The organism is Mucilaginibacter terrae (assembly GCF_042679325.1).
GTDB classification, from domain to species: Bacteria; Bacteroidota; Bacteroidia; order Sphingobacteriales; family Sphingobacteriaceae; genus Mucilaginibacter; species Mucilaginibacter terrae.
Genome location: NZ_JBHTMJ010000011.1, coordinates 16,501 through 39,984 on the forward strand (window position 1 = coordinate 16,501; position 23,484 = coordinate 39,984).

Below are 23,484 nucleotides of genomic sequence, written 5' to 3' on the forward strand. Positions count from 1 at the left end.
ACCCCGTTGCCGAAGAATTTATTTTATCTTAATGAAAAAACTATTGGTTGCTTTATGGCTCATGTTGTTGGTATTGGCCATTGGCAACTTGTTTTGGTATAACCAATACAGGTATAGCTTACCAACTCCCTTACCTGCAAAATACAAAGTTGTAGCCACTGGCACCGCAATACGTTTGCCTCACTCTATAAACAAGCAGCAGAGCAAACCTGTTTTTCTGCATTTTTTTAACCCCGATTGCCCCTGCTCGCGGTTTAATGTAAACCATGTAAAAGCATTAGTTAAACAATACGGCCAACAAGTTTCGTTTGTGGTTATACTGGTAGCGGCTAAAAATTATACAGCCAAACAAATTCAGGATAAATATAAATTGAATATACCTGTTTTACAGGATGCGGCTTTAGCTGCCGCATGCGGGGTGTACTCAACTCCTCAAGCTGTAATATTAACTAATACTAAGCAGCTTTTTTTTAGAGGGAACTACAATAGCAGCCGTTACTGCACCAACAAAACATCGGAATATGCCCGCCAGGCACTTAATAACCTGCTGCATAATTTACCCGCCATGCATAATCCATCAGCAACCCGAGCTTATGGTTGCAGTTTGGCTGATTTAAACCCCGGCAAGTATGTCAACCGTTAATAATTATCAATCCTATAAATACGCGTTTAGAGCCGGGGTTAAAGAGCGATCGGACCGGTTGATGGATTACTTCCTGATAGGCTATGTTATAACCGGGTTGGTTTTATCGGCTTATTATGATACCTGGATTATGGCCCTTTGTGTTACCGGTTTGTGTTTAACTGCATACTACACAGTTAAATATCTATTGCCCCGCTCTAATATGTACCAGTATGTGTTAAGCGGTGTTTTGGGTATATTTATGGCCCTGTTTATATACCAGATGCACGGTATGTTCGAGATGCACTTTTTTGCCTTTATAGGGAGTGCAGTACTTATAACGTATCAAAACTGGAAATTACAGGTACCTATGCTCGTTATAGTAGGCATTCACCATGCTACTTTTGGTTATCTTCAAAACCAGGGTGTAGAAGATGTGTATTTTAGCCAACTCAACTCGTTTGACCTTCAAACCATTATTATTCACCTCCTGCTTACGGTTATCATATTTTTTATCTCGGGGTTATGGGCATATCAGCTAAACAAGTATGGCAAAATTCATTTAAAACAAACGTTGAAATTGGCCGAACTGCAAAAAGAAGCCATATTAAGCGCAGAAAGGAAATTAAGCGCGGAGACACTGGAAAGTTACAATAAAAAGCTGCTACAGAACAATAAGGAATTAGAACTGGCTCACCAGGAAGCTGATGAAGCACGCAAAGAGGCCGAAAAGGCAAACCAGGCCAAAAGTATTTTCCTGGCTATGATGAGCCACGAGATCCGTACGCCCATGAACGGTGTAATTGGCATGTCGGGCCTGTTAGCCGAAACTGCTTTAACCGAGCAGCAAAGAAATTATACCGATACCATCAATAATTGCGGCGAAAATCTTTTAGTGCTCATCAATAACATCCTCGACTTTTCAAAGATAGAAGCCGGCAAAATGGATTTGGAAATGGAGGATTTTAACCTCATTTATTGCATTGAAGATGTGCTGGATCTGTTTAGTAAATCAGCTTCGCAAAAAGGCATTGAGCTGGCCTATATTATTGACCGCCGTGTACCCATACAAATTGTAGGTGATAAAGTGCGCCTGCAGCAAGTACTGATTAACCTGATAGGCAATGCTCTTAAGTTTACCAAGCACGGTGAGGTGGTTATTAGAGTAAACCTCGCAGAATCATTAGAAAGCAAAGAGACTACTATACTTCAATTTGAAGTACAAGATACGGGTATTGGTGTAGCCCCTGAAAAGATTGAACGCCTGTTTAAAGCGTTCACCCAGGTAGATTCGTCTACCACCCGTAAATATGGCGGTACCGGTTTAGGCCTGGTGATTTGCGAAAAACTGGTTAATTTAATGGGAGGACGTATTGAAGTATTTAGCAAACCGGGCTATGGGTCTACCTTTAAATTTTCAATTAACACCAAAGCCGGTACAAAAACGTTAGAGACTACAACTATTGATTATCTTATTCCTAGCCAAGCGGGCAAGAAAGTTCTGGTTGTGGATGATCATGCTACAAACAGAATAATACTTCAAACACAGTTGGAGAACTGGAAGCTGGTGCCAACGGTTGTAAAATCGGGGCATGAGGCAATAGAACTTTTAAACTCCGGTTTGCAGCCCGATCTTATACTTACCGATGCACAAATGCCCGATATGGACGGCGTACAACTGGCACAAAACATCAAACAAAAGCACCCTGCCGTCCCAATAATTTTGCTGAGCTCTATAGGGGATGAGCATGCCCGTAAACACAGTAAACTATTTAGTTATATACTAAATAAACCTATCAAGCAGGACGATCTCAGCCGTTACGTATTTAACAGCCTGCAATTAAAGAATAAACCACATGCCGAAGAAAGAACCAAAAAAAGTATCCTTTCGCCCGATTTTGGCTTAAATAACCCTTTAGAAATCCTGATAGCTGAAGATAACAAGATCAACCAAAATGTGATTGTGCATATCTTAGGTAAATTAGGTTATAAGCCCCAAATTGCCGAAAATGGTTTAGAGGCTGTAGCGGCATGTCGTAAAAACAACTACGATTTAATTTTGATGGATATGCAAATGCCCGAAATGGATGGCCTGGAAGCCACCCTGGTTATTCGTAAGTTAATTATACAGCAACCGGTTATTATTGCACTTACCGCCAATACCATGAAAGGTGACCGCGAAGAGTGCTTGCTGGCTGGCATGAACGATTATATTAGCAAGCCTATTAAAATGGACGAACTGATAGATAAATTGCAACAATGGCATGGTTTTTTAAAGCAAACCGGTAAAAAAATAATCAATACCGGAGATCTGTCGGGCCTTGTTTAATATGTTTCACGCATAATAAGTTTGCTTAGCAAACAAAGCTTGTATTATATTTGTAGTTAAGCAACTAAGTATCTCACAATCTGCACATATACCATTATAAACATACGCTTATAAAACTTAATGATATGAAAAAATATTACCTTTTTTTTGCGGCAGCAATTGCCGGGGTATTCCTGTTTGCAGGTGTTAACCGTAATACCGATGTACCGGCTGGCTTTGTTAAAGGTACGCCCGAACTTAAATCGGCCACCGCTATAACTTTTGGGCCTAACGGCATTTTGTTTATCGGCGATTCAAAAAGCGCTACGGTATTCGCATTAGATACCAAAGACACCAAGAACGCTAAAGCGCAGGCCTTTGAGGTAAAAAATTTAGATGAGAAAATAGCGGCCGCCTTAGGTACTACTAAAGAGAGTATTAACATAACCGATATGGCGGTTAACCCCATATCTAAGAAGTTATATATAGCCGTACAAACTGCCGATGGCACACCGATTTTGGTTCTGCTGGAAGGCGGCTCTGTTAAAGCTGTACCTTTAAAGGATGTGAACTATTCCAGCGTTACATTGAATGATGCACCCGCCGCCGATGCTAAAGATCAGCGTGGCCGACCGTTAAGAGTTACTTCTATTTCAGATATAGGCTATGCCGATGGCAAGCTGCTGGTGAGCGGTTTATCTAATAAAGAGTTCAGCTCATCGTTCCGCAGCATACCGTTTCCGTTTACCGATAAGCAGGATAACGCAACGCTGGAAATGTATCATGCCTCCCATGGCCGCTATGAAACTACTTCGCCCATCCGTACTTTTACTACTGGTGAACTAAACGGCAAAAAGTATTTAATTGCCAGTTATACCTGTACCCCGCTGGTTTTATTCCCGCTGGATGAATTGAAAGCAGGAACCCATGTAAAAGGCCGTACTATTGCCGAAATGGGTAATATGAACACTCCGGTAGATATGATCAAACTCACCGAAGGTGGTAAAGCATACCTGGTATTAGCAAACGATCATCGGCCGGTGGCTAAAATTTCCTACAAAGGCATCGAAGATTTTCAGGGAACATTAACCGAAAGGGTTGCTACTACCGCCGGTGTTGACTTTAGTAAGCTTCCTTTAGAAAAAGTAGTGCAAATGGATAAACTGGATGAGAGCCGTGCCGTACTCTTACAAAAGAAAGCCGACGGTGCCTTAGATCTATGGACCTCCGATGGTAAAAACCTGTAAATCTATATTTTTGAAAAACACCAGTATGTATTACAGATATATACTGGTGTTTTTTTTATGCCTTGTTTTGGCCGCCTGTAAGCAACGCAAACCCGAAATTACGTTGGTTATGCAAAATAACCATGCCGTTGGTTTACGCATTCCAGCAACCCTGGTGGATAAAATAGCTGGTATTATTCAGGTATGCCTGCTTAAAAAAGGTAATCAAATTAAAATGCTGGGCATTTTGCAAGAAGATGGAACCGACAAGGTATTCCGGCCTTTAATTCCATTTTCACCGGGTTTAACTTACACGGTTTTTAAGGGCGAAAAGCAAATAGGGAAGATCACCGTTCCTGTCTATAAAAATAAAGTAAGCCCGGAACTGGTTTCCATATACCCAAACCTTGATACCCTGCCCGAGAACTTATTAAAGATCTATTTAAAGTTTACGCAACCTATGCGTACAGGGCAAAGTTTAGAACATATAAAGTTGCTCAACAGCAAGAATGACACGCTGAATGTTTTCCTGAACCTGCAACCCGAACTTTGGGACACTACCGGCACCATGCTTACCTTATGGCTTGATCCGGGACGTATTAAGCGTGATCTGGAACCTAACCTACGATTAGGCAATCCCCTTAAACAGGGTGAAAACTATACGCTGCTCATCTCCAACAGGTGGACTAACACACAAGGCAAAGCCTTAAAACAAACCTATCATAAAGCGTTTATTGTTGGGCAGCGTGATAATGCTTCACCAGCTGTCAGCAATTGGAAACTGAACAGTCCAACTGCAGGTTCAGTAAAGCCTTTAACCGTAAACACGATTGAACGGCTTGACCATTATTTGCTGGAAGAATCGGTGTTTGTTTTGAATGCTGAAGGTGAACCTATTAAAGGCAGTGTAAAAACCAATACAAATGATACGGGCATCTCCTTTACCCCTGCCGAAGCTTGGCAACCTGGTCCATATATTATACTGGTTAACGCCCGTTTAGAAGATTTGGCTGGAAACAATCTCAATCGCTTGTTCGACCGTGATATTACCAAGGATAGGAAGAGAGATCAGGATGTGTACAAAAGGAAGTTTACGATCTCGTGCCATTTTGTGCGGCTTTTTTAATTTATGAGTAATTCCTACATTTATTTCAACCAAACAACCTAATTATGACCCGATCTTTATTCCTCGCCCTGCTCATCTGCATATTTACCATTTCAACCCGTGCCCAGGTGGTTTCGGGTGTTAACTTCGATGAGATTAAAGCAAGCGTAAGCCGGCCAGGCAATACCAATTACCAAACTTTACTCAAAAGAGCCGCCATTACCGATAGCACCCTGACGCCTAACGATTATAAACTGCTTTACTTCGGGCAAATTTTTCAAACTAATTATAATCCTTACGGAGATGCCATGGCTTTGCGGGATGCCAGCAAATTGGTTCAGGAAGGTAAATTTAATGAAGCCATAACAGCCGCTGATGTTTACTTAAAAGATCATCCTATTAGTTTAAGTGCCATATACCTTAAAATAACAGCCCTTTACCAGCAAAAGAAAACCGCCGAGATGAAGCCCTGGATTATACTCTTGAAGGGGCTGATAGCCGGCATAACCGGCAGCGGCGACGGAAAAACCGAAAAAACGGCTATGGTGGTGGCCTGCGTATCTGACGAGTATAAGGTAATGTCATCCCTGCAAGTACAAATGACCAAACAGACGTTAACCGCTACCCAGTGCGATAAAATGACCTTGGCACAGCCCAATAGCACCGGGCTTACCGAACTCTACTTTAACGTAAGCAAGCCATTAAGCAAAGGGTTTAATTAACAGCAGCCACCGCCTTCATCACACCTGCATCGTTTTGATTGGTAATGCGGTAATACCACTCGTTACCCCATTTAAAGCGGGCAGCCTGGGCTTTCAGCAATACTTTAAGATAACTTTTGGCGATATTAACTTCATGCGGGTTTATATCCTTAACAGTGCCCGATGCATATTGTATGAAATTGTTGAACGTAATATCGTCTACATTATAAAATTTAGCAAAATCGGCCGGGGAGGCGTAATTACGCAATAGTGGTTGCATCTGATCCATAACATAGGCCGAAAACAACTGGTTGCGGGCCAGTTCCTGAATAAGGGGGACATTAACAGCCGCATCCTCAGGTACAAAAATATCGGGCATAATGCCACCACCGCCATAAACCTTTTTCCCTGCGCTGGTATGGTAAGCAGCGGGGTTATTAAATGAGCTATCTTCCAGGTTATTCTGAGCGGTATAAAGTTCGCCTTTTTGCAGGCGTTCGGTAAGTTCGTTACGGTAGTTTTCGGTACCCTTGCTGTACGATTTTTGTATGCTCCGGCCCGATGGTGTAAAGTAACGTGCCACGGTAAGGTTTAAAGCCGAACCATCGTTAAACGTAAATTGCTCCTGCACCAGCCCTTTTCCAAACGAACGTCGTCCCACAATTACGGCCCGGTCCAGGTCCTGTAATGAGCCGGCCAATATTTCACTGGCCGATGCCGAGTGTTCATCAACTAATATAGCCAGTTTACCCTGCTCAAACAAGCCCGAATCGGTAGCAAAATAATCGGTACGGGGCTCGTGCTGCCCCTGGGTATAAACTATAAGGTTATTTTTAGGCAAAAACTCATCGGCCAGGGCAGTAGCCTGGTTAAGGTATCCACCGCCATTGCCACGCAAGTCGAGCACTAATTTTTGCATGCCTCTATTTTTTAATTTTTGCAGGGCATTTCTGAAATCGGTATCGGTGGTAGAGCCAAACTTGCTTATTTTAATATAACCGGTAGCCGGTGCCGTAATATATGCGGCATCCAAACTGCTCATTACTACACGGCTTCGGCGTATATGGTACGTTTTAACTTTATTATTAGCCGGTGTAATAATACCCAGCTCTAAACCGGTATCATTATTACTGGCAAAGGCGTTATTTACCTTATCGCTGTTTAAGTGCGTGCCCGAAAACGGCCGACCGTTAATGGTTACAATGCGCGCGCCATTAGGCAACCCCGCCTTAGCGGCCGGGCCGCCGGGTAATATCTGTGTAACAAACATGGTATCGCGGAGTATTTGCGATTCAATGCCAATACCATCAAAACCACCTTCCAGCTTTTCGCTTAATGATTGTGCCTGTTTTTGATGAAGATAAACAGAGTGAGGGTCCAGCTTTTGCAGCAGGTTATTAATGGTGATACCTTCAACGCTATCAACATTAATAGAATCTACATATTTTTTACGTACCAGGTCCATTACCTTATCCAGCTTATTGGTATTACCTTCAGCATAAATATCTCCATCGCCGGCATTAAAACGCTGGTTATTAATGAGCAAGCCAATGGCTACACCTGCCAGTATCAACACTAACGATCTGAAAATAATACCCGCTGTTTGCTTCATAAATCCCTGGTAACAAAAATACGTATTTGAATACGTTATTGTTCCCTTGTAGTTGACGGAATTTTACCGAATTTTGTTACAGATTTGTAAGAATAAATATGATAAACACCACCGAACAGGATTCGCACTACACCAGCCTGGAGCAATTGCCTGTAGCTGAACTTTTAAAGCACATTAACCGTGAGGATAAAACCGTGCCTGATGCTGTAGAAACGGCCTTGCCGCAAATAGAAAAGCTGGCATTAGCCGTTACGGAAAAGATGCGTGCCGGTGGCCGTTTGTTTTATATAGGCGCAGGTACCAGCGGCCGTTTAGGCGTGGTTGATGCATCAGAGTGCCCACCTACTTTTGGTGTGCCGTTTGATTGGGTGGTGGGTATTATTGCCGGTGGTGATACCGCCATACGCAGGGCCGTTGAATTTGCCGAAGACGATGCCGAACAAGCCTGGATGGATTTGCAGGAATATGAGATTACCTATAAGGATGTGTTGGTGGGCTTAGCGGCATCGGGCCGCACGCCTTATGTAATTGGCGGCTTACGCAAGGCAAACGAAATGGGATTGGTTACCGGTTGTATAGTTTGCAATGCCGATAGTCCTGTAGCGGCCGAAGCTCAATACCCGGTGGAGGTAGTTACCGGCCCCGAGTTTGTAACCGGCTCTACCCGCATGAAAGCTGGCACTGCGCAAAAGCTGGTTTTAAACATGCTGAGTACTACGGTAATGATACAGTTAGGCCGCGTAAAGGGTAATAAAATGGTTGATATGCAGTTAACTAACCATAAACTGGTTGACCGGGGCACCCGCATGATAATGCAGGAAATTGGCGTGGATGAGCAAACTGCCGCCGGTTTGCTGAAAGAAAATGGCAGCGTACGCAAAGCGGTAGAAGCGTTTGGGAGATGATGTGCAGATGCGTAAATGTGCGTATATGCAAATGAAAAATTAAAAAATATGCAGCTACAAATCTGCAAATCTGCACATTTGTAATTTGCACATAATAAAAAACATGCACGAAATAGAGCCGTATTACAAGTGGAGGGATGATTACGTGGCCGCCGAAGACGAGTATTCGCCGTTTTATGCTACCGTGTATAATGAGTTTGAGTTTGATAAGCAGATCTATAATTACCTGCTGCACCCGCAATGGGATTCGTTTGGCTCTAATACGCTGTATCTGAAAGTGCTGTTTGCCGATTATGATAACGGCTTTGTGATTATTGAATTTATTGGCGAGTGGAACGATGCCATTAATAACGATATTATGCTGCTCAAACGCGAGATCATGGAGCTGATGATAGATAACGGCATTTCTAAATTTATCCTTATTGGCGAAAACATACTGAACTACCATTCGTCGGATGATTGTTATTACGAAGAATGGTTTCAGGATGTGGAGGATGGCTGGATAGCCGGTATTAATTTCAGAGAACACGTAATACAGGAGTTTAAGCAGAACAATATTGATTACTACATTAACTTTGGTGGAAGCCTGGATGAAATGAACTGGCGCAATTTAAAACCCCTGCAATTTTTTAACCTGGTGGAGCAGCAATTAACCCGCAGGTTAACTTAAACTTTACAGCCGTTTGGCTGTCTAATTATTACATAATTAAACAATACCTTTACAGGGTAAATTTACAATAATGGAAAATAACAAATTAAATTATCAATACGATAGCGTAGTGCAATTGGATGACGAAGCCGGGGCATCGCGCAAATTTATAGCCAATGTGTTTTTGTGGATGTTTGTAGCTTTGGGCATATCGGCGTTTTGCGCTTATATGTTTAACGCCAACCCGCAACTGGCCGATATGCTTCGCGATCCGCTTACGCTGCGCAGAACAGGATTAGGCACTTTAGTAATGTTTGCTCCCATCATTTTTGTGATGGTCATGTCGTTCGGGCTTAATAAGCTTTCGGCACCGGTGCTCACTTTGCTTTTTATTGTATTTGCCGTATTAATGGGCAGTAGTTTAAGCTTTATATTGTCGTTATATACAGCTTCATCCGTTTTGGGTGTCTTCATTACCTCTTCAGCAGTTTTTGGCATTATGGCCGTAGCCGGTTATACTACCAACCAGGACCTTACCAAATTTGGATCATTAATGATTATGGGCTTAATTGGTATGGTGATCGCATCGGTAGTAAACATGTTTATTCAAAGCCCGGGCATGAGCCAGATAATTAGCTACATTGGTGTAATTGTATTTGTAGGCTTAACCGCTTATGATGTACAAAAACTAAAGCGTATTGGCGCCGGTTTAGAGTACGGTGCTGCCGATACCAAGAAAATGGCTATTATGGGCGCTTTAACCTTGTACCTTGATTTCATTAATCTTTTCTTATCGCTATTAAGAATTTTCGGGAGCAGGAAATAAGAGTTAAGAGTACAAAGTGAAAAGTACAAAGCCAAGAGTACAGAGTCAATAATACAGAATCAAGAGTACAGAGTAAGACTCAACAATAAAGCCGGAATATTAAGCAGGAAGATCACCTGATATATTCCGGCTTTTTTGGGTCTGTACTCTTGATTCTGTATTCTTGACTCTTGCTTCTTACACTATTATTTCGCAACTTTGTAAGGCTTATAGAGAAAGATGGAGGGACTGGACCCTGCGAAGTCTTAGCAACCTGTGCTTACAAGGTGCTACAATCTACTTAAACCCGACTACGGTAAGGCTTTAAGACGGATAAGCGAGAGTCAAATCCAACACCCGACTTTTCGATATAAGCATTTTTGTTGTGATTACACTGATTTAGGAATTGATTACACCGATTTTTTTGAAACGAATCAGGAAATCACTTTTAAACAATTAGAGGTATCATACATAATCGGTGAAATCACCAAAAAATCGGTGAAATCCAAAAAAATGAATATTAGAAAAGAACTACAAAAACGCATATTGGTTATTGACGGCGCCATGGGTACCATGATACAGCGCTACCAGTTAACGGAAGAGGATTTTCGCGGAGAGCGTTTTAAAGATCATCCATCCGATCTGAAAGGGAATAACGACCTGCTCAACATCACGCGCCCCGATGTAATTAAAGCCATTCATGCCGAATACCTGGATGCCGGGGCAGACATAATTGAGACCAATACCTTCAGTACACAGCGCATTAGTTTGGCCGATTATCACATGGAAGAACTGGCTTATGAGCTAAGTTTTGAAGGTGCGCGCCTGGCCCGCGAGGTGGTTGATGTGTACAATAAAAAAACACCCGATAAACCGCGTTTTGTAGCCGGAGCAGTTGGTCCAACCAATCGTACCGCCTCGCTATCGCCCGATGTAAACGACCCCGGCTACCGTGCCGTAACGTTCGACGATTTGGCCGAAGCCTATTACGAGCAGGTACGCGGGTTGGTGGATGGCGGTTCGGACGTGTTGCTTATTGAAACTATTTTTGACACCCTAAACGCTAAAGCGGCCCTTTTTGCCGTACAACGTTATGCTACCGAAAACGGCAAGCATCTGCCCGTCATGATCTCAGGTACCATTACCGATGCCTCGGGCCGTACTTTATCGGGCCAAACGGTGGAAGCTTTTTGGAATTCTATCAGCCATGCCAACCTGCTATCGGTAGGTTTAAATTGTGCCTTGGGCGCTAAAGAAATGCGTCCATACCTGGAAGAATTATCTGAAAAAGCCAACGTATATATATCGGCTTACCCTAACGCCGGTTTGCCCAACGAGTTTGGCGCATACGACGAAACACCGCATGAAACAGCGCACCAGGTGGATGATTTTATGCAGGCCAACATTGTAAACATTGTAGGTGGCTGCTGCGGTACCACACCTGAGCACATTAAGTGTATTGCCGACCGCGCGGCTAAATATGCGCCGCGCCAAATGCCCGAGTTAAAACCTTACATGCGCCTGAGTGGCCTGGAAGCGGTTACCCTAACACCCGAAGCCAACTTTGTGAACGTAGGTGAGCGTACCAACATTACCGGTTCTCCCAAGTTTTCTAAACTTATACTGGCCGAGGATTATGAAGCGGCCCTGGCCGTTGCCCGTCAGCAGGTAGAAGGTGGCGCGCAAGTCATCGATATTAATATGGACGAGGGTATGATTGACTCGGAAGCCGTGATGGTGAAATTTCTGAATTTAGTTGCCTCCGAACCCGACATTGCCAAACTGCCCATTATGGTCGATTCCTCAAAATGGTCGGTTATAGAGGCTGGGTTGAAGTGCTTACAGGGCAAGGGTATAGTAAACTCCATTTCCTTAAAAGAAGGTGAAGACAAGTTTAGGGAATATGCCCGCAAGATATTAAGCTATGGTGCAGCTACTGTAGTAATGGCATTTGATGAGCAGGGCCAGGCCGATTCATTTGAGCGCCGTATTGAGATCTGTAAACGTTCGTACGATATTTTGGTGAACGAAATTGGCTTCCCCCCGCAAGACATTATTTTCGACCCTAACATTTTGACCGTAGCAACCGGTTTAGAGGAGCACAACAATTACGCGGTAGATTTTATAAACGCCACCCGCTGGATCAAGCAAAACCTGCCGCATGCCAAGGTAAGTGGCGGGGTAAGTAATATCTCGTTCTCATTTCGCGGTAACAATACTGTACGCGAGGCTATGCACTCGGCCTTTTTGTACCATGCCATACAGGCCGGTATGGATATGGGCATTGTGAACGCCGGTATGCTGGAGGTTTACGAAGAAATACCTAAACCCCTGTTAGAGCGCGTAGAAGACGTGTTATTAAATCGCAGAGAAGATGCCACCGAACGTTTGGTAGAATACGCCGATACGGTTAAAAGCAAGGGCAAAGAAATTGTACGCGACGAAAGCTGGCGCGAAGAGCCGGTGCAAAAGCGCTTGTCGCACGCGTTGGTTAAAGGCATTGTAGAATATATTGATGTGGATGTGGAAGAGGCCCGCCACCAGTATGCCCGTACACTTGAAGTAATTGAAGGCCCTTTAATGGATGGCATGAACATAGTGGGCGACCTGTTTGGTGCCGGTAAAATGTTTTTGCCCCAGGTAGTAAAATCGGCCAGGGTTATGAAAAAGGCTGTGGCTTACCTGCTGCCGTTCATTGAGGCCGAAAAACTGCTGAACGCCGATGCCAACCAGCGCAGCAACGCTGGTAAAGTATTAATGGCCACCGTTAAGGGTGATGTGCACGATATAGGCAAGAACATTGTAGGTGTGGTGCTGGCCTGTAATAACTTCGAGATTATTGATTTAGGCGTAATGGTACCGGCGCAAAAAATTATAGAAGCAGCTAAGGAGCACAACGTAGATATTATTGGCCTGAGTGGATTAATTACCCCGTCATTAGATGAAATGGTGCACTTTGCTAAAGAGATGGAACGCCAGGGTTTTACTATTCCGCTTATTATTGGTGGGGCTACCACCTCCCGCATTCATGCCGCGGTTAAGGTAGCACCCCATTATTCGGGACCTGCTATACACGTGCTCGATGCTTCGCGCAGCGTAACGGTATGCAGCACACTCATGAGCAAAGAAAACCGCGACGAGTACATACAAGGTATTAAAGATGAATACGAAAAAGCCCGCGAGGCGCACCTGAACAAACGGAACGACAAGCGTTTTCTGAGTTTAGAGGAAGCTCGCGGCAATAAGTTCCAGCTTGATTTGGATGGCTCTGTTGCTTGTAAACCATCATTTACGGGCACCAAAGTATTGGAGGCCTATCCGCTTAAAGATTTGGTTGATTACATAGACTGGACACCGTTCTTCCATACCTGGGAACTACGCGGTAGCTATCCAAAGATATTAAACGACAAAAACGTTGGTGTAGAAGCCACCAAACTTTTCGCCGATGCCCAGGAAATGCTGCACAAGGTGATCAACGAAAATCTACTGCAAGCCAATGGTGTAATAGGCTTTTGGCCCGCCAACAGCGTTGGCGATGATATTGAATTATACAGTGATGAAAGCCGTACACAATTGCTTACCCGCATACATACCCTGCGCCAGCAAAGCGAAAAGGCCAAAGGCGAACCATACTATGCCCTCTCGGATTTTATTGCAACTAAAGAAAGCGGCGTGCCCGATTACTTTGGTGGCTTTGCCGTAACCACCGGTATTGGCTGCGATGAATTAGTCGCTCAATACGAAGCCGACCACGACGATTATAACAGTATTATGGCCAAAGCCATTGCCGACCGGCTGGCCGAAGCCTTCGCCGAAAAAATGCACGAACTGGTACGCCGCCAATATTGGGGCTACGCGAAAGACGAGCAACTGGATACTGAGCAACTCATTAAAGAACAATACCAGGGTATCCGCCCGGCACCGGGTTACCCGGCTTGCCCTGAACATACCGAAAAAGTAACCCTTTTTGACCTGCTTAAAGCTGAAGACAATGCTCACATGCATTTAACCGAAAGTATGGCCATGTTGCCTACCGCCTCGGTAAGCGGCTTCTACTTTTCACATCCCGAGTCAAGATACTTTGGTTTGGGTAAGATTGGCAAAGACCAGGTAGAAGATTATGCGCAACGCAAGAATATGTCGGTTGAAACGGTAGAGAGATGGTTAGGGCCGAATTTGAATTATTAGTTGGGCGGGTTTTAAGAATTACCTTAACAGTGTATAAGGGTAGCACCTACGGCGCAAATAAAATTGATAATGCACATTGCTATAAACAGGTAGCCCCTAACGGGGCAATAATGATTTAAAATCCTTTAAATACGATAGTAGACATTTGTGCCAATTGCAGAACAAAGCATATACAAACAACAGATATGCCCCGTTAGGGCTACCTGTTTATAGAAAAGGAATAACAAATAATTATGCCCCGTAGGGGCTACCCTAAATAACCCATGGCTAACACTTATACCCAACTATACATCCATTGCGTGTTTGCAGTTAAATACAGGGCGGCGGTTATAAACCGCTCATGGGAGGAACGTTTGCATAAGTATATTACGGGAATTGTTCAAAACAACGGGCATAAAATGTTAGCCATCAATTCGGTTGCAGACTATATTCATTTGTTGATAGGCCTTAATCCCAAGCAATCCATATCTGAAATTATGCGCCTTATTAAAGGTGATAGCTCAGAGTTTATTAATAAAGAAAAGTTTGCAGCAGGCCGGTTTCAGTGGCAGGACGGGTATGGGGCATTTAGCAATAGCCATTCTCAAATAGATGCAGTGATTAAGTATATTGCCAATCAAAAACAGCATCATCATAAAAAAACATTCAAAGAAGAATATTTGGAAATGCTTGAAGCCTACAGTGTTGATTATAACGAACAACTTATTTTTAAAGATCCATCTGATTAAGGGTAGCCTCTACGAGGCAAAAACGAATTACTAACCTTTACTATAAACAGGTAGCCCCTGCGGGGGTAATGAACATAACATGAAAATTACTGAACATATTGAGAATGCAAAAGGAAAGACCTTATTCTCTTTCGAACTGTTGCCGCCTATAAAAGGCCAGAGTTTACAGGGCATCTATAACGCTATAGACCCGTTAATGGAATTTAAGCCGCCGTTTATCGATGTAACCTCTTCGCGTGAAGACCTGGTTTATAAAGAATCGTCGGATGGTAACATTCAAAAGGCTACGTACCGTAAGCGGCCGGGTACGGTTGCCGTATGCGCCGCTATTCAACATAAATATGGGGTTGATACCGTTCCGCATTTAATTTGTGGCGGCTTTACTAAGGAAGAAACCGAATATGCATTGATCGATCTACAGTTTTTAGGGATTGATAACGTATTGGTATTACGTGGTGATGCCCGTAAAGCTGATTCGGGGTTCGTTCCTACGCCCGGCGGCCACTGCTATGCCAGCGAACTGTTAGAGCAGGTTACCAACATGAATAATGGTATTTACCTGCACGAGTACCAGGATACTTCCTTTAAAACCGATTTTTGCATTGGCGTGGCCGCTTATCCCGAAAAGCATTTTGAGGCACCTAATTTGAAAGCAGACTTTAAGTATCTGAAGCAAAAAGTAGCCGGCGGGGCAAATTTCATTGTAACGCAGATGTTTTTCGACAACAGTAAGTACAAGGAATTTGTAAACCTTTGCCGGGAGAACGATATTAACGTACCCATTATACCGGGACTAAAACCCATCACCTCGGCTAAGCAGTTGATCAATCTGCCTAAGATTTTTCATATTGATATGCCCGAAGACCTGTGCGATGCGGTGCAAGCCTGTAAAAACGACAAGGATGTAAAAGAGGTGGGTATTGAATGGATGATCAACCAATGTAAAGAGCTGATGGAATTTGGCGCGCCGGTAATGCACTTTTATACCATGGGTAATGCCGAACCTACTAAACGAATTGCACAGGCTATATTTTAGTTAGATAGGTAAAGGATATATGATTATAAATTCTTATTTTTAACTATATGAAAATAATAAGTTTTTTTATTGCCTTTGCCATACTTATACAAATAAATGCAATCGCCCAGTCAAATTACAAGGTAGGTTACATCATTAAAAGCAGTGGCGATACCCTTAAAGGGTATATTAATTATAAGGAATGGGAAAATAGTCCATCATATATTGAGTATAAGGCCGAAATTGCAGGTAAGGATCGTGTCCGGTTTTATCCGGGTATGCTGCGCGGCTTTGTAGTAAGTGGGATGGACAAGTATATTTCATATGCCGGACCTGTTAGCGTGGATAAGAATATCTTCCCTGACCTTACTTTTGGTATGGATACTACCACCGTTCGGGATACGGTATTTTTACGAATGGCATACGAGGGATCACCGCTGAGTTTACTTACACATCAAGATGATTTAAAAGTGCGGATATTTATTCAGGATGGTGATAAAACACCAGCTGAACTAAGATATTATCAGTATTATACCGATGGCAATACAATTCGTACGGTTGATAAGTACAAAACTCAAATACTGCTACTTGCACAAAAGTATAACTGGAACGTCAGCATCAATAGGGATATTGAAGAAATAAGATTTAGTACCAACGAACTGGAACGTTTGCTTAAGGCGATCAATAAAGATAGCGATCATAAAACCAGCTATAAGATAAACGGCAACAGGTTTTTTGCGGCAATTACTTTAAACCGCACCATAACTCAGTTTGGGGGTGAGAATACTTTCAGCGGAATTCCCTATACCAGCTACCTGCCCAAATTAAGCGCAGGATATAATATTTTCGCCAATAAATTTACACAAAAATTCTTTTTGCGTACCGAGTTAGCCTTCGGTTTTATAAAGCCCCGCATTGTAGAAGAAGGGCAATCCCAATATATCTACTCCCCGGTCTCAATACCAGTTTGATCAATATACAGTTGCTTTTACCCCTCAGCTAATTTATAACTTGTATAATGCCGAAGTATTTAAGGTATATATAGGGGCGGGAGCGGGTATTAATTACTCGTTTTATAGTAACAACCAGTTGGTTCGTGAAGGGTATAATACGGCATATAAAAACTTTTACACACTTGCTAAACTGTGGGTAAATGTTCCGGTACAAGCAGGTGTAATAATTAATAAACGGTTGGAGGTATTTGGACAATATACAGGACCAGCTGCTTATACCCAATATGTCAGATTCAGTATCAGTAACAAGAGTTATGGACTTGGTTTACGCTATTTATTAAAACAGTGAATTAATTCTTTGTTATTAGTATAGCTTCATCATTTAAAGCTGTTATCAAGTCGGGGGCCGTGGTAAAGTGAACCGATTTGATCCCCATCTTTTCAGCCGCTAAAATATTGCGGTAATTATCATCAATAAACAGGGCTTCTTGCGGTTTAACCTGGTAACGGTGCAGCAGTATCTGGTAAAACTCAGGATGCGGCTTACGGGTCTTTTCTATGCCCGATATTACAATACCATCGAACCAGTTTAAGAAAGGGCATTGCTTCAAGGCAATATCATAGGTTTCGGCCGACCAGTTGGTAAGCGCATAAATTTTATACCGCTTGCTTTCTTTCAACTGTCTGAAAATTTCTACCGTATCATCCATCGGGCCGCCCAGCATTTCTTCCCAACGGCTATAAAACGCACGGATATTAGCTTCATGCTCCGGGAACTGGCTCACCAGCAATTCGGTGCCTTCACTTAAAGGCCGGCCTGCATCCTGTTCCTCGTTCCAGTCGGGAGAGCAAATGTGCGTTAAGAAATGCTTGCGCTCTTCTTCATCTGTAATCAACCGCCTGTACAAATGGTTCGGGTTCCAATCTATAAGTACTCCACCTAAATCAAAAATAATGGTATTGATCATTATCGCAATAACAACTGAAATTACTCCTGCTGCGGATCGGCAACCAGTTTAGGTACCGACTTTTTATCGGCTGGTAAGGCCTGGTACTTTTTGTACGAATCGTTAATATAAGCGGCCATAGATTCGCCATTGTTGCTGCGCACAAACTCGTATGTTGGGCGGTACAGGTTCATAAATATTTCCAGTTCGCGGTCTTTAAGAGGCACCAGGCTACCCACATATACCTTGGTAAACACCGAATCTATCTGGCGTTCGTGTACTTCCTTTTCAAAATATTTTTTTAACCGGCGCGCATCTTTTGCATCCTTACCAAACCACGTAGTTGGCGATAGGGCGTACACTTTACTTTTTTGATAGATCTGCGGATATTCGGCACGAGGATCAAAACGCTGACCACGAACGTTTACCTGGCGCAGGGCAATACCCAGTGGGGTCATTATCACACGCTTGGAAGCTAAATCAGCAATAAACAGTGTATCAGACACATAACCCGGCGATGAAAATATTACTGTATGGCCAACAGAGCCCTGCAACTGGAAATTACCACCATTATCGGTAAGGGTAACTTGGTTGTTATTGGTATTGCGTACCAATACTTCGGGCATTTTGGTGTTGGTGCCGGTTTCAACAACTTGCCCGCGTATGGTATTTTGCTGTGCCTTTGCTGTTAAACTTAACAAGCCCAGGCAAAGTATAATTAGGTATCTGAATTTCATGGTTAGCCGTATATATAGTAATAATTAACCGCCACACAGCGGCATAGTTTGGTTTAAAGTGTTAAAGTTAACGAATAAAAAAACCGGCCAAATGGCCGGGTCTCTTATTTACTTTTTCCAAACGTTATTGGCTTCGTTAAAATCGGGCAGCACCTTATCGGGGTCGTACGTTACCGATTCTATTTCGGCGGTAGACGGGTACCTGAAGGTCCAGCTGGAGTTACGCTCCCATATTTCAACAGGGAGGGTAATCCGTTCGGTTTTGCCGCCTTTTTGTTTAATTTCCAATATAACCGGCATTGCCATTTTTTCCATGTTATCTATAGTAATATTGGCACCTTTAGCGGCATCGCCATCTACATACTTTACATCGTTAACGGCTACATCCAAACGCCAGTTGTTAACAAACCAGCCTCTCCAAAACCATTGCAGGCTTTCGCCGGCGGCGTTTTCCATCGTGCGGAAAAAGTCATCGGGGGTTGGGTGCTTAAATGCCCAGCGGTCTATATAAGTTTTAAAAGCGAAATCAAAACGCTCGGGGCCCAATATCTGCTCGCGCAGCAAGGTTAAACCCGCGCCCGGTTTTGAGTACAACAGGGTGCCGGTGTTTCTTTCTTTTAAACCGGCCGGCGTGGTCATAATAGGCTCGGTGGTTGGGTTGGTATAAAAAGCACCAATACGGTGCATATCCTGCGCGCGGGTTGGCTTATATTCGCCGTTGTTAAAATCGGCTGTGGTAAGGGTATTGATAAAGGTATTGAATCCCTCGTCCATCCAGCCGTATAAACGCTCGTTCGAGCCCACGATCATCGGGAACCAGGTATGACCGAATTCATGATCGTTAACACCCCACAAGCTGGCACCCTTGCTGCGTGAACTGCAAAACACGATACCCGGATATTCCATACCGCCTACAATACCAGCTACAGTTGAAGCTACCGGGTAAGGGTACTCGTACCATTTTTGAGAATTGTACTCTACCGACTTTTTAGTGTACTCGGTTGAACGGCCCCAAGCGTTGTTGCCATCGCTCTCTACCGGGTATGCCGATACCGAAATACATTTTTTTCCGCTTGGTAAATTTATTTTGGCGGCATCCACAATAAAGGAGGCCGATGAAGACCAGGCCACGTCACGTGCGTTCTTGATTTTGAAGCGCCAGGTTAATTCCTGTTTACCGGCCGGGCGCGATGCCGCGTCGGTAACTTCGCCTGCACTACGGATGATCACTGTTTTTTCGCTGACTGCTGCTTGAGCCCAGCGTTTTTGCTGCTCGGAGGTATAAACTTCTGATGCATTGGTAAGTTCGCCCGATGCCAGTACAATGTGGTTGGCAGGCGCGGTAATAGCCAGGTCAAAATCACCATACTCCAGGTAAAATTCTCCAGGGCCACTATAAGGCACCGTGTTCCATCCCATTACATCATCATATACGCACATGCGCGGGTACCATTGGGCAACGGTAAAGATCTTTCCGTTTTTGGTTTGCTGGATGCCGGTCCGGTCCGATCCGTAATCGGGTTCTATAAATGAGTACTCAACTTTTACCTTTACCTGGCCACCGTTAGGCATAACCTCTTTAGGTAAATAGATCTGCATGCGGGTATCGTTTATTAAAAACTTAACCTCGGCATCATTCACCTTAACCGATTTAATTTTATAACCGGCATCAAAAGCCTGGCCACGGCCACCGTTACGGCTACCGCTCATTGGTATAATGGCGCTACCTCTCGAATCCTGCTTAAACAGGTTCTGATCAAGCTGCATCCATAAAAAACCCAACTTTTGAGGGCTATTGTTGGTATAGGTTAAAACCTCGGTACCGGTAACTTCGTTGGTTTTATCATTAAGGCGGGCTGTTAATTGATAGTCGGCCCGGTTTTGCCAGTAACGTGCGCCCGGCTCACCGCTGGCAGCTCTGAAATCGGTACCATTATGGGAGTAAAAAAGCGGACCGAAAGCGTCGCGGTAATTGTATTTGGAAACAGGTGCGGCCGGGTCGACCGGGGCTTGCTGCTGGGCCTGGCTCAAACCGCTAACAGTCATCAAAGCCAGCGATATGCCGGCTATAAATTGGTATCTCATTTTGAGGAAAATAGTTTGTAGTTAAACAAAGAGCAATTATAAGATAATTTAAGTTATAGTGTACAGGTAAATTAATGTTACACCATAAATTTTTACTCTTTTTTAACCAGGTATTCGGCGTAAGCCATTTCATCAAAGCCAAAATACAAAAAGCCGGTATCCTCAATAACCGGGCGTTTGATCATGCTGGTGTTTTGTTGCAGCAATGGCAATGCTTTGGCCACCGATTTTACCGATGTTTTGGTATGCTCATCCAATCCTCGCCAGGTTAGTCCCTTTTTGTTTAAAAACTGTTCATACCCGGCTTTCTGATCCCACTCCTGTAGTTTATCCAAGCTTATTCCCAGCTTTTTAAAATCGTGAAATTCGTATTCTACCTGATTTTCTTTCAGCCAGTTTAACGCTTTTTTAACCGTATTGCAGTTAGTAATGCCATATACTTTCATACGGCTAAGGTATTAATTTCTTCCGCTACCGCCCACATCATCGTTATTGATACCACGCTGGTTCTTCTTTAATTCGCCGCTCAGCTTGCCAAATTTGTAGTTGATGCTAATGTTAACAGCGCGGGCGTACATATCATTCAAAGTAAGCTGAGAGGAGGTTGGCGTACGCACGGTATTATCAATGGTTCTAAACTTTTGGAAAGGGTTACTTGCGTAAACAGAAATGGTTGCCTTTTTATCCAAAAACTCCTTTGATACGCTGGCCGAATAGCCCAGCCAGTAATTATCGCGCCCTTGCAGCAGTACGTAGCGGCTGTCGTAATCAAAGTTGGCACCTACCCGGTAACCGTTGTCGAATTTATAGCTGCCACCGGCAAAAATATGCCCCTGGTAGCCACTGGTATTAAAAAAGGTGCTGTTAACAAACCCTTTTAACCATACCCTTACTAACTGGCTGTTAATATTAACATTAAACTTAGTAGTAATTGGATAATTGGCATTAAAATCGAACCCGAGGCGCTTATTGTTACCTACGTTTTGGTAGCTGCTTAAACTTACGCCTGTAGCCGGATCAAATACGGTTACATTTTCAACCGTGTTGTTGGCAAACTTGTAATTCAATCCAAAATTAAAAGAGCCCTTTTTGAAATTGCTGTAAGTTAATTCAACACTATGGTTAACTACAGGCCTCAAGTTGGGGTTACCCACACTAATAAAGGTATTGTTAGACTTGTCGATAAATGGATTAAGCTGCCAGATACCCGGACGCTGGATCCTATCGGTATAGCCAATATTGATACTGCTGCTTTTAAAGCTGCGCTGTAAGGATAACGAGGGAATCAGGTTAGAATACTTCTGATCTACCGCCTCACTGGCATTTACGGTAGTGTGCTCCAGGCGCAAACCACCTTTGGCTACCCACTTTTCGCTGAACTTCATCTGGTACGAATTATACAGGCTATATACGTTTTGCTGATAATCGAACGCGTTGACCTGTTTAGGATCAACCACGTAAGATGCGTTGGCTGCCTGGTTTTCGGTATAGGCATCGCTAAAGTTATTACGGAAAATAGCCTTGGCACCTGCCTCTATGTTCAGTTTTTTTACGGGTTGTACATAATCCAGTTGCAGCGTATGCTCCTTGCTCCCGGAGTTGTTATACTGCCTGTAGTTGGGATCGGTAAACTCAAGACGCTGTGTAAATCCTATATCGTTGAATTGATCGTTCTTAGAAGAATTATATTTATATGATGTGGTTAGCAACTGCTCTTTACTGCGCTTGAAGCCTAACTGGTAGTTCAACCCGGCACCTAAACCGCGGTAGCCGCTGTTTGCTGTATTTAAGGAACGGTAAGCGTTACTTACAACATTTGCAATATTGCTTTCAAACCCGGAAATAAATTCACGTTCCGAATCATTTTGACCGCGGTAGTACTCAAACGTACCGGTTAGCAAGTTAAGGCTATCCCCTTCGTAAGTCAGCTCAGTGCTGGCATAGGTGTTATGACCAGTATTGGTGTTGCTACCTTGTTGGTTTAATGAGGAAATGGGCGTACCATCCGTTTCAAAGTTGTTATTGAAATTACTGAAACCGGTAATAAGGTTGTTTCGCTTATTATAACCGGTATAGCCGCCAATGCCGAACTTGCCTTTTTTTATGGTTAAATTTAAGTTAGCACCCGGCCCCCATAAATTACTGTAGCGCGCGTTAATACTACCATTATAGCCCTGGCTAATATCTTTTTTGGTGATGATATTGATGATACCGGCTAATCCTTCGGCATCGTACTTAGCAGGGGGTGTGGTAATTACTTCTATCCTTTCGATGTTACTGGCGGGCATCGATTTAAAAATATCGGAAGGGTTACGGGCAATCAGGGCCGACTCTTTACCATTAATGAGTATCTTAAAATTGGTGTTACCCTGCAGCTTTATATTATCGGTAGCATCAACCGAAAGTAAGGGCACACGGCGCATCATATCCAACACGGTAATAACTTTATTTTCGGGATCTGCTTGCACATCATAGCTGATGCGGTCGACCTCGCGTTTCATCAGGGGCCTAACGGCAACCACGTTAACTTCTTTAAGCTGACCCGATACCGCCGACATGAGTAATTTGCCCAGGTCGTTCATGGTTTCGGGCTTGGGCAGGTTGATGGTTTTGGTGGCAAAGCCTACGTTAACCAGGCTTATTTTGTAGGCTTTTAATGTTAAACCGGCTAAGGTAAAGCTTCCATCATCTTTAGTGAAGGTGCTTTTTACAGGTACATTAGTGGTTGCATCGATCAGTGCAACGGTTACATAACTTAGCGGTTCTTTTTTAACCGAATCTATTACCGAACCTTTTATGGTAGCTGTAGTTGCGGGAGTTGTTTGCGCAAAAGTTAAAACGCAGGTATAAAAGCAAAGTATAATAACGAGTATCAGTTTTTTCATCAATAATGTGATA

Annotated in this window: 18 protein-coding genes and 1 riboswitch; of the genes, 12 read left to right on the top strand and 6 right to left on the bottom strand. The window is 43.4% G+C overall.

The window, feature by feature from the left end:
- The first annotated feature begins 31 nt into the window (after window positions 1-31).
- The 5 genes from ACFQ3S_RS09635 to ACFQ3S_RS09655 all read left to right on the top strand — a co-directional run bounded on the left by ACFQ3S_RS09635 (window position 32) and on the right by ACFQ3S_RS09655 (window position 5,983).
- On the top strand, window positions 32-643 hold the full coding sequence (locus tag ACFQ3S_RS09635) for a DUF6436 domain-containing protein (protein WP_377163746.1): 612 nt from the start codon (window positions 32-34) through the stop codon (window positions 641-643).
- Window positions 630-2,951, top strand: a complete 2,322-nt coding sequence (locus ACFQ3S_RS09640) for a response regulator (protein ID WP_377163748.1) — start codon at window positions 630-632, stop codon at window positions 2,949-2,951. The genes ACFQ3S_RS09635 and ACFQ3S_RS09640 overlap by 14 nt, the downstream gene beginning before the upstream one ends.
- A gap of 125 nt (window positions 2,952-3,076) precedes the next feature.
- On the top strand, window positions 3,077-4,177 hold the full coding sequence (locus ACFQ3S_RS09645) for a hypothetical protein (protein WP_377163750.1): 1,101 nt from the start codon (window positions 3,077-3,079) through the stop codon (window positions 4,175-4,177).
- 25 nt (window positions 4,178-4,202) lie between these two features.
- Window positions 4,203-5,282, top strand: coding sequence for a hypothetical protein (locus ACFQ3S_RS09650; RefSeq protein WP_377163752.1), 1,080 nt, complete (start codon window positions 4,203-4,205; stop codon window positions 5,280-5,282).
- 44 nt (window positions 5,283-5,326) lie between these two features.
- Complete coding sequence (locus ACFQ3S_RS09655) at window positions 5,327-5,983, top strand: DUF4919 domain-containing protein (RefSeq protein WP_377163754.1); 657 nt, start codon at window positions 5,327-5,329, stop codon at window positions 5,981-5,983.
- On the opposite strand, the gene ACFQ3S_RS09660 is transcribed toward ACFQ3S_RS09655, so the two are convergent.
- The gene (locus ACFQ3S_RS09660; protein WP_377163756.1) at window positions 5,976-7,574 is read right to left on the bottom strand and encodes a S41 family peptidase; all 1,599 of its coding nucleotides are present in this window, start codon (window positions 7,572-7,574) and stop codon (window positions 5,976-5,978) included. The two genes, ACFQ3S_RS09655 and ACFQ3S_RS09660, sit on opposite strands and share 8 nt — an antisense overlap.
- Window positions 7,575-7,672: 98 nt before the next feature.
- Here ACFQ3S_RS09660 and murQ point away from each other — a divergent pair, with 98 nt between their 5' ends.
- The 7 genes from murQ to ACFQ3S_RS09695 all read left to right on the top strand — a co-directional run bounded on the left by murQ (window position 7,673) and on the right by ACFQ3S_RS09695 (window position 16,835).
- On the top strand, window positions 7,673-8,479 hold the full coding sequence (gene murQ / locus ACFQ3S_RS09665; protein WP_377163758.1) for an N-acetylmuramic acid 6-phosphate etherase: 807 nt from the start codon (window positions 7,673-7,675) through the stop codon (window positions 8,477-8,479).
- A gap of 103 nt (window positions 8,480-8,582) precedes the next feature.
- Window positions 8,583-9,149, top strand: a complete 567-nt coding sequence (locus ACFQ3S_RS09670; protein WP_377163760.1) for a hypothetical protein — start codon at window positions 8,583-8,585, stop codon at window positions 9,147-9,149.
- Between the two features lie 70 nt (window positions 9,150-9,219).
- Entirely contained in the window at window positions 9,220-9,954 is a 735-nt protein-coding gene (locus tag ACFQ3S_RS09675; protein WP_377163762.1) for a Bax inhibitor-1/YccA family protein, read from the top strand.
- 204 nt (window positions 9,955-10,158) lie between these two features.
- Window positions 10,159-10,273, top strand: a riboswitch (SAM riboswitch).
- A gap of 173 nt (window positions 10,274-10,446) precedes the next feature.
- Window positions 10,447-14,121: a methionine synthase gene (metH, locus tag ACFQ3S_RS09680; RefSeq protein WP_377163764.1), complete on the top strand. Its 3,675-nt coding sequence runs from the start codon at window positions 10,447-10,449 to the stop codon at window positions 14,119-14,121.
- A 263-nt stretch (window positions 14,122-14,384) separates the two neighbouring features.
- On the top strand, window positions 14,385-14,849 hold the full coding sequence (gene tnpA, locus ACFQ3S_RS09685; RefSeq protein WP_377163766.1) for an IS200/IS605 family transposase: 465 nt from the start codon (window positions 14,385-14,387) through the stop codon (window positions 14,847-14,849).
- 79 nt (window positions 14,850-14,928) lie between these two features.
- Window positions 14,929-15,885 (top strand): methylenetetrahydrofolate reductase [NAD(P)H], encoded by a 957-nt coding sequence (gene metF / locus ACFQ3S_RS09690; RefSeq protein WP_377163768.1) that lies wholly within the window; start codon window positions 14,929-14,931, stop codon window positions 15,883-15,885.
- 47 nt (window positions 15,886-15,932) lie between these two features.
- Window positions 15,933-16,835 carry a hypothetical protein gene (locus ACFQ3S_RS09695; protein WP_377163770.1) on the top strand — a complete coding sequence of 301 codons (903 nt, stop codon included), beginning with the start codon at window positions 15,933-15,935 and terminating at the stop codon, window positions 16,833-16,835.
- A 332-nt stretch (window positions 16,836-17,167) separates the two neighbouring features.
- Here the strand turns inward: ACFQ3S_RS09695 and ACFQ3S_RS09700 are convergent, their stop codons facing one another.
- From ACFQ3S_RS09700 to ACFQ3S_RS09720, 5 genes are all read right to left on the bottom strand, one after another.
- Complete coding sequence (locus ACFQ3S_RS09700) at window positions 17,168-17,785, bottom strand: HAD family hydrolase (protein WP_377163772.1); 618 nt, start codon at window positions 17,783-17,785, stop codon at window positions 17,168-17,170.
- Between the two features lie 20 nt (window positions 17,786-17,805).
- Entirely contained in the window at window positions 17,806-18,501 is a 696-nt protein-coding gene (locus ACFQ3S_RS09705; protein WP_377163774.1) for a hypothetical protein, read from the bottom strand.
- 108 nt (window positions 18,502-18,609) lie between these two features.
- The gene (locus ACFQ3S_RS09710; protein WP_377163776.1) at window positions 18,610-20,586 is read right to left on the bottom strand and encodes a M1 family metallopeptidase; all 1,977 of its coding nucleotides are present in this window, start codon (window positions 20,584-20,586) and stop codon (window positions 18,610-18,612) included.
- A 92-nt stretch (window positions 20,587-20,678) separates the two neighbouring features.
- Window positions 20,679-21,032, bottom strand: coding sequence for a Spx/MgsR family RNA polymerase-binding regulatory protein (locus ACFQ3S_RS09715; RefSeq protein WP_377163778.1), 354 nt, complete (start codon window positions 21,030-21,032; stop codon window positions 20,679-20,681).
- Window positions 21,033-21,044: 12 nt separating this feature from the next.
- Entirely contained in the window at window positions 21,045-23,471 is a 2,427-nt protein-coding gene (locus ACFQ3S_RS09720; protein WP_377163780.1) for a TonB-dependent receptor domain-containing protein, read from the bottom strand.
- Window positions 23,472-23,484: the final 13 nt, after the last annotated feature.

What these genes read in the sequence shown, in the direction of transcription:
- ACFQ3S_RS09695 (WP_377163770.1), top strand. Translation starts at nt 15,933, where the DNA reads ATGAAAATAATAAGTTTTTTTATTGCCTTTGCCATACTTATACAAATA.
- murQ (WP_377163758.1), top strand. Translation starts at nt 7,673, where the DNA reads ATGATAAACACCACCGAACAGGATTCGCACTACACCAGCCTGGAGCAA.
- ACFQ3S_RS09650 (WP_377163752.1), top strand. Translation starts at nt 4,203, where the DNA reads ATGTATTACAGATATATACTGGTGTTTTTTTTATGCCTTGTTTTGGCC.
- tnpA (WP_377163766.1), top strand. Translation starts at nt 14,385, where the DNA reads ATGGCTAACACTTATACCCAACTATACATCCATTGCGTGTTTGCAGTT.
- ACFQ3S_RS09660 (WP_377163756.1), bottom strand. Translation starts at nt 7,574, where the DNA reads ATGAAGCAAACAGCGGGTATTATTTTCAGATCGTTAGTGTTGATACTG.
- ACFQ3S_RS09705 (WP_377163774.1), bottom strand. Translation starts at nt 18,501, where the DNA reads ATGAAATTCAGATACCTAATTATACTTTGCCTGGGCTTGTTAAGTTTA.
- ACFQ3S_RS09645 (WP_377163750.1), top strand. Translation starts at nt 3,077, where the DNA reads ATGAAAAAATATTACCTTTTTTTTGCGGCAGCAATTGCCGGGGTATTC.
- ACFQ3S_RS09720 (WP_377163780.1), bottom strand. Translation starts at nt 23,471, where the DNA reads ATGAAAAAACTGATACTCGTTATTATACTTTGCTTTTATACCTGCGTT.
- ACFQ3S_RS09635 (WP_377163746.1), top strand. Translation starts at nt 32, where the DNA reads ATGAAAAAACTATTGGTTGCTTTATGGCTCATGTTGTTGGTATTGGCC.
- ACFQ3S_RS09670 (WP_377163760.1), top strand. Translation starts at nt 8,583, where the DNA reads ATGCACGAAATAGAGCCGTATTACAAGTGGAGGGATGATTACGTGGCC.
- ACFQ3S_RS09700 (WP_377163772.1), bottom strand. Translation starts at nt 17,785, where the DNA reads ATGATCAATACCATTATTTTTGATTTAGGTGGAGTACTTATAGATTGG.
- ACFQ3S_RS09715 (WP_377163778.1), bottom strand. Translation starts at nt 21,032, where the DNA reads ATGAAAGTATATGGCATTACTAACTGCAATACGGTTAAAAAAGCGTTA.
- ACFQ3S_RS09675 (WP_377163762.1), top strand. Translation starts at nt 9,220, where the DNA reads ATGGAAAATAACAAATTAAATTATCAATACGATAGCGTAGTGCAATTG.
- ACFQ3S_RS09655 (WP_377163754.1), top strand. Translation starts at nt 5,327, where the DNA reads ATGACCCGATCTTTATTCCTCGCCCTGCTCATCTGCATATTTACCATT.
- ACFQ3S_RS09640 (WP_377163748.1), top strand. Translation starts at nt 630, where the DNA reads ATGTCAACCGTTAATAATTATCAATCCTATAAATACGCGTTTAGAGCC.
- ACFQ3S_RS09710 (WP_377163776.1), bottom strand. Translation starts at nt 20,586, where the DNA reads ATGAGATACCAATTTATAGCCGGCATATCGCTGGCTTTGATGACTGTT.
- metF (WP_377163768.1), top strand. Translation starts at nt 14,929, where the DNA reads ATGAAAATTACTGAACATATTGAGAATGCAAAAGGAAAGACCTTATTC.
- metH (WP_377163764.1), top strand. Translation starts at nt 10,447, where the DNA reads ATGAATATTAGAAAAGAACTACAAAAACGCATATTGGTTATTGACGGC.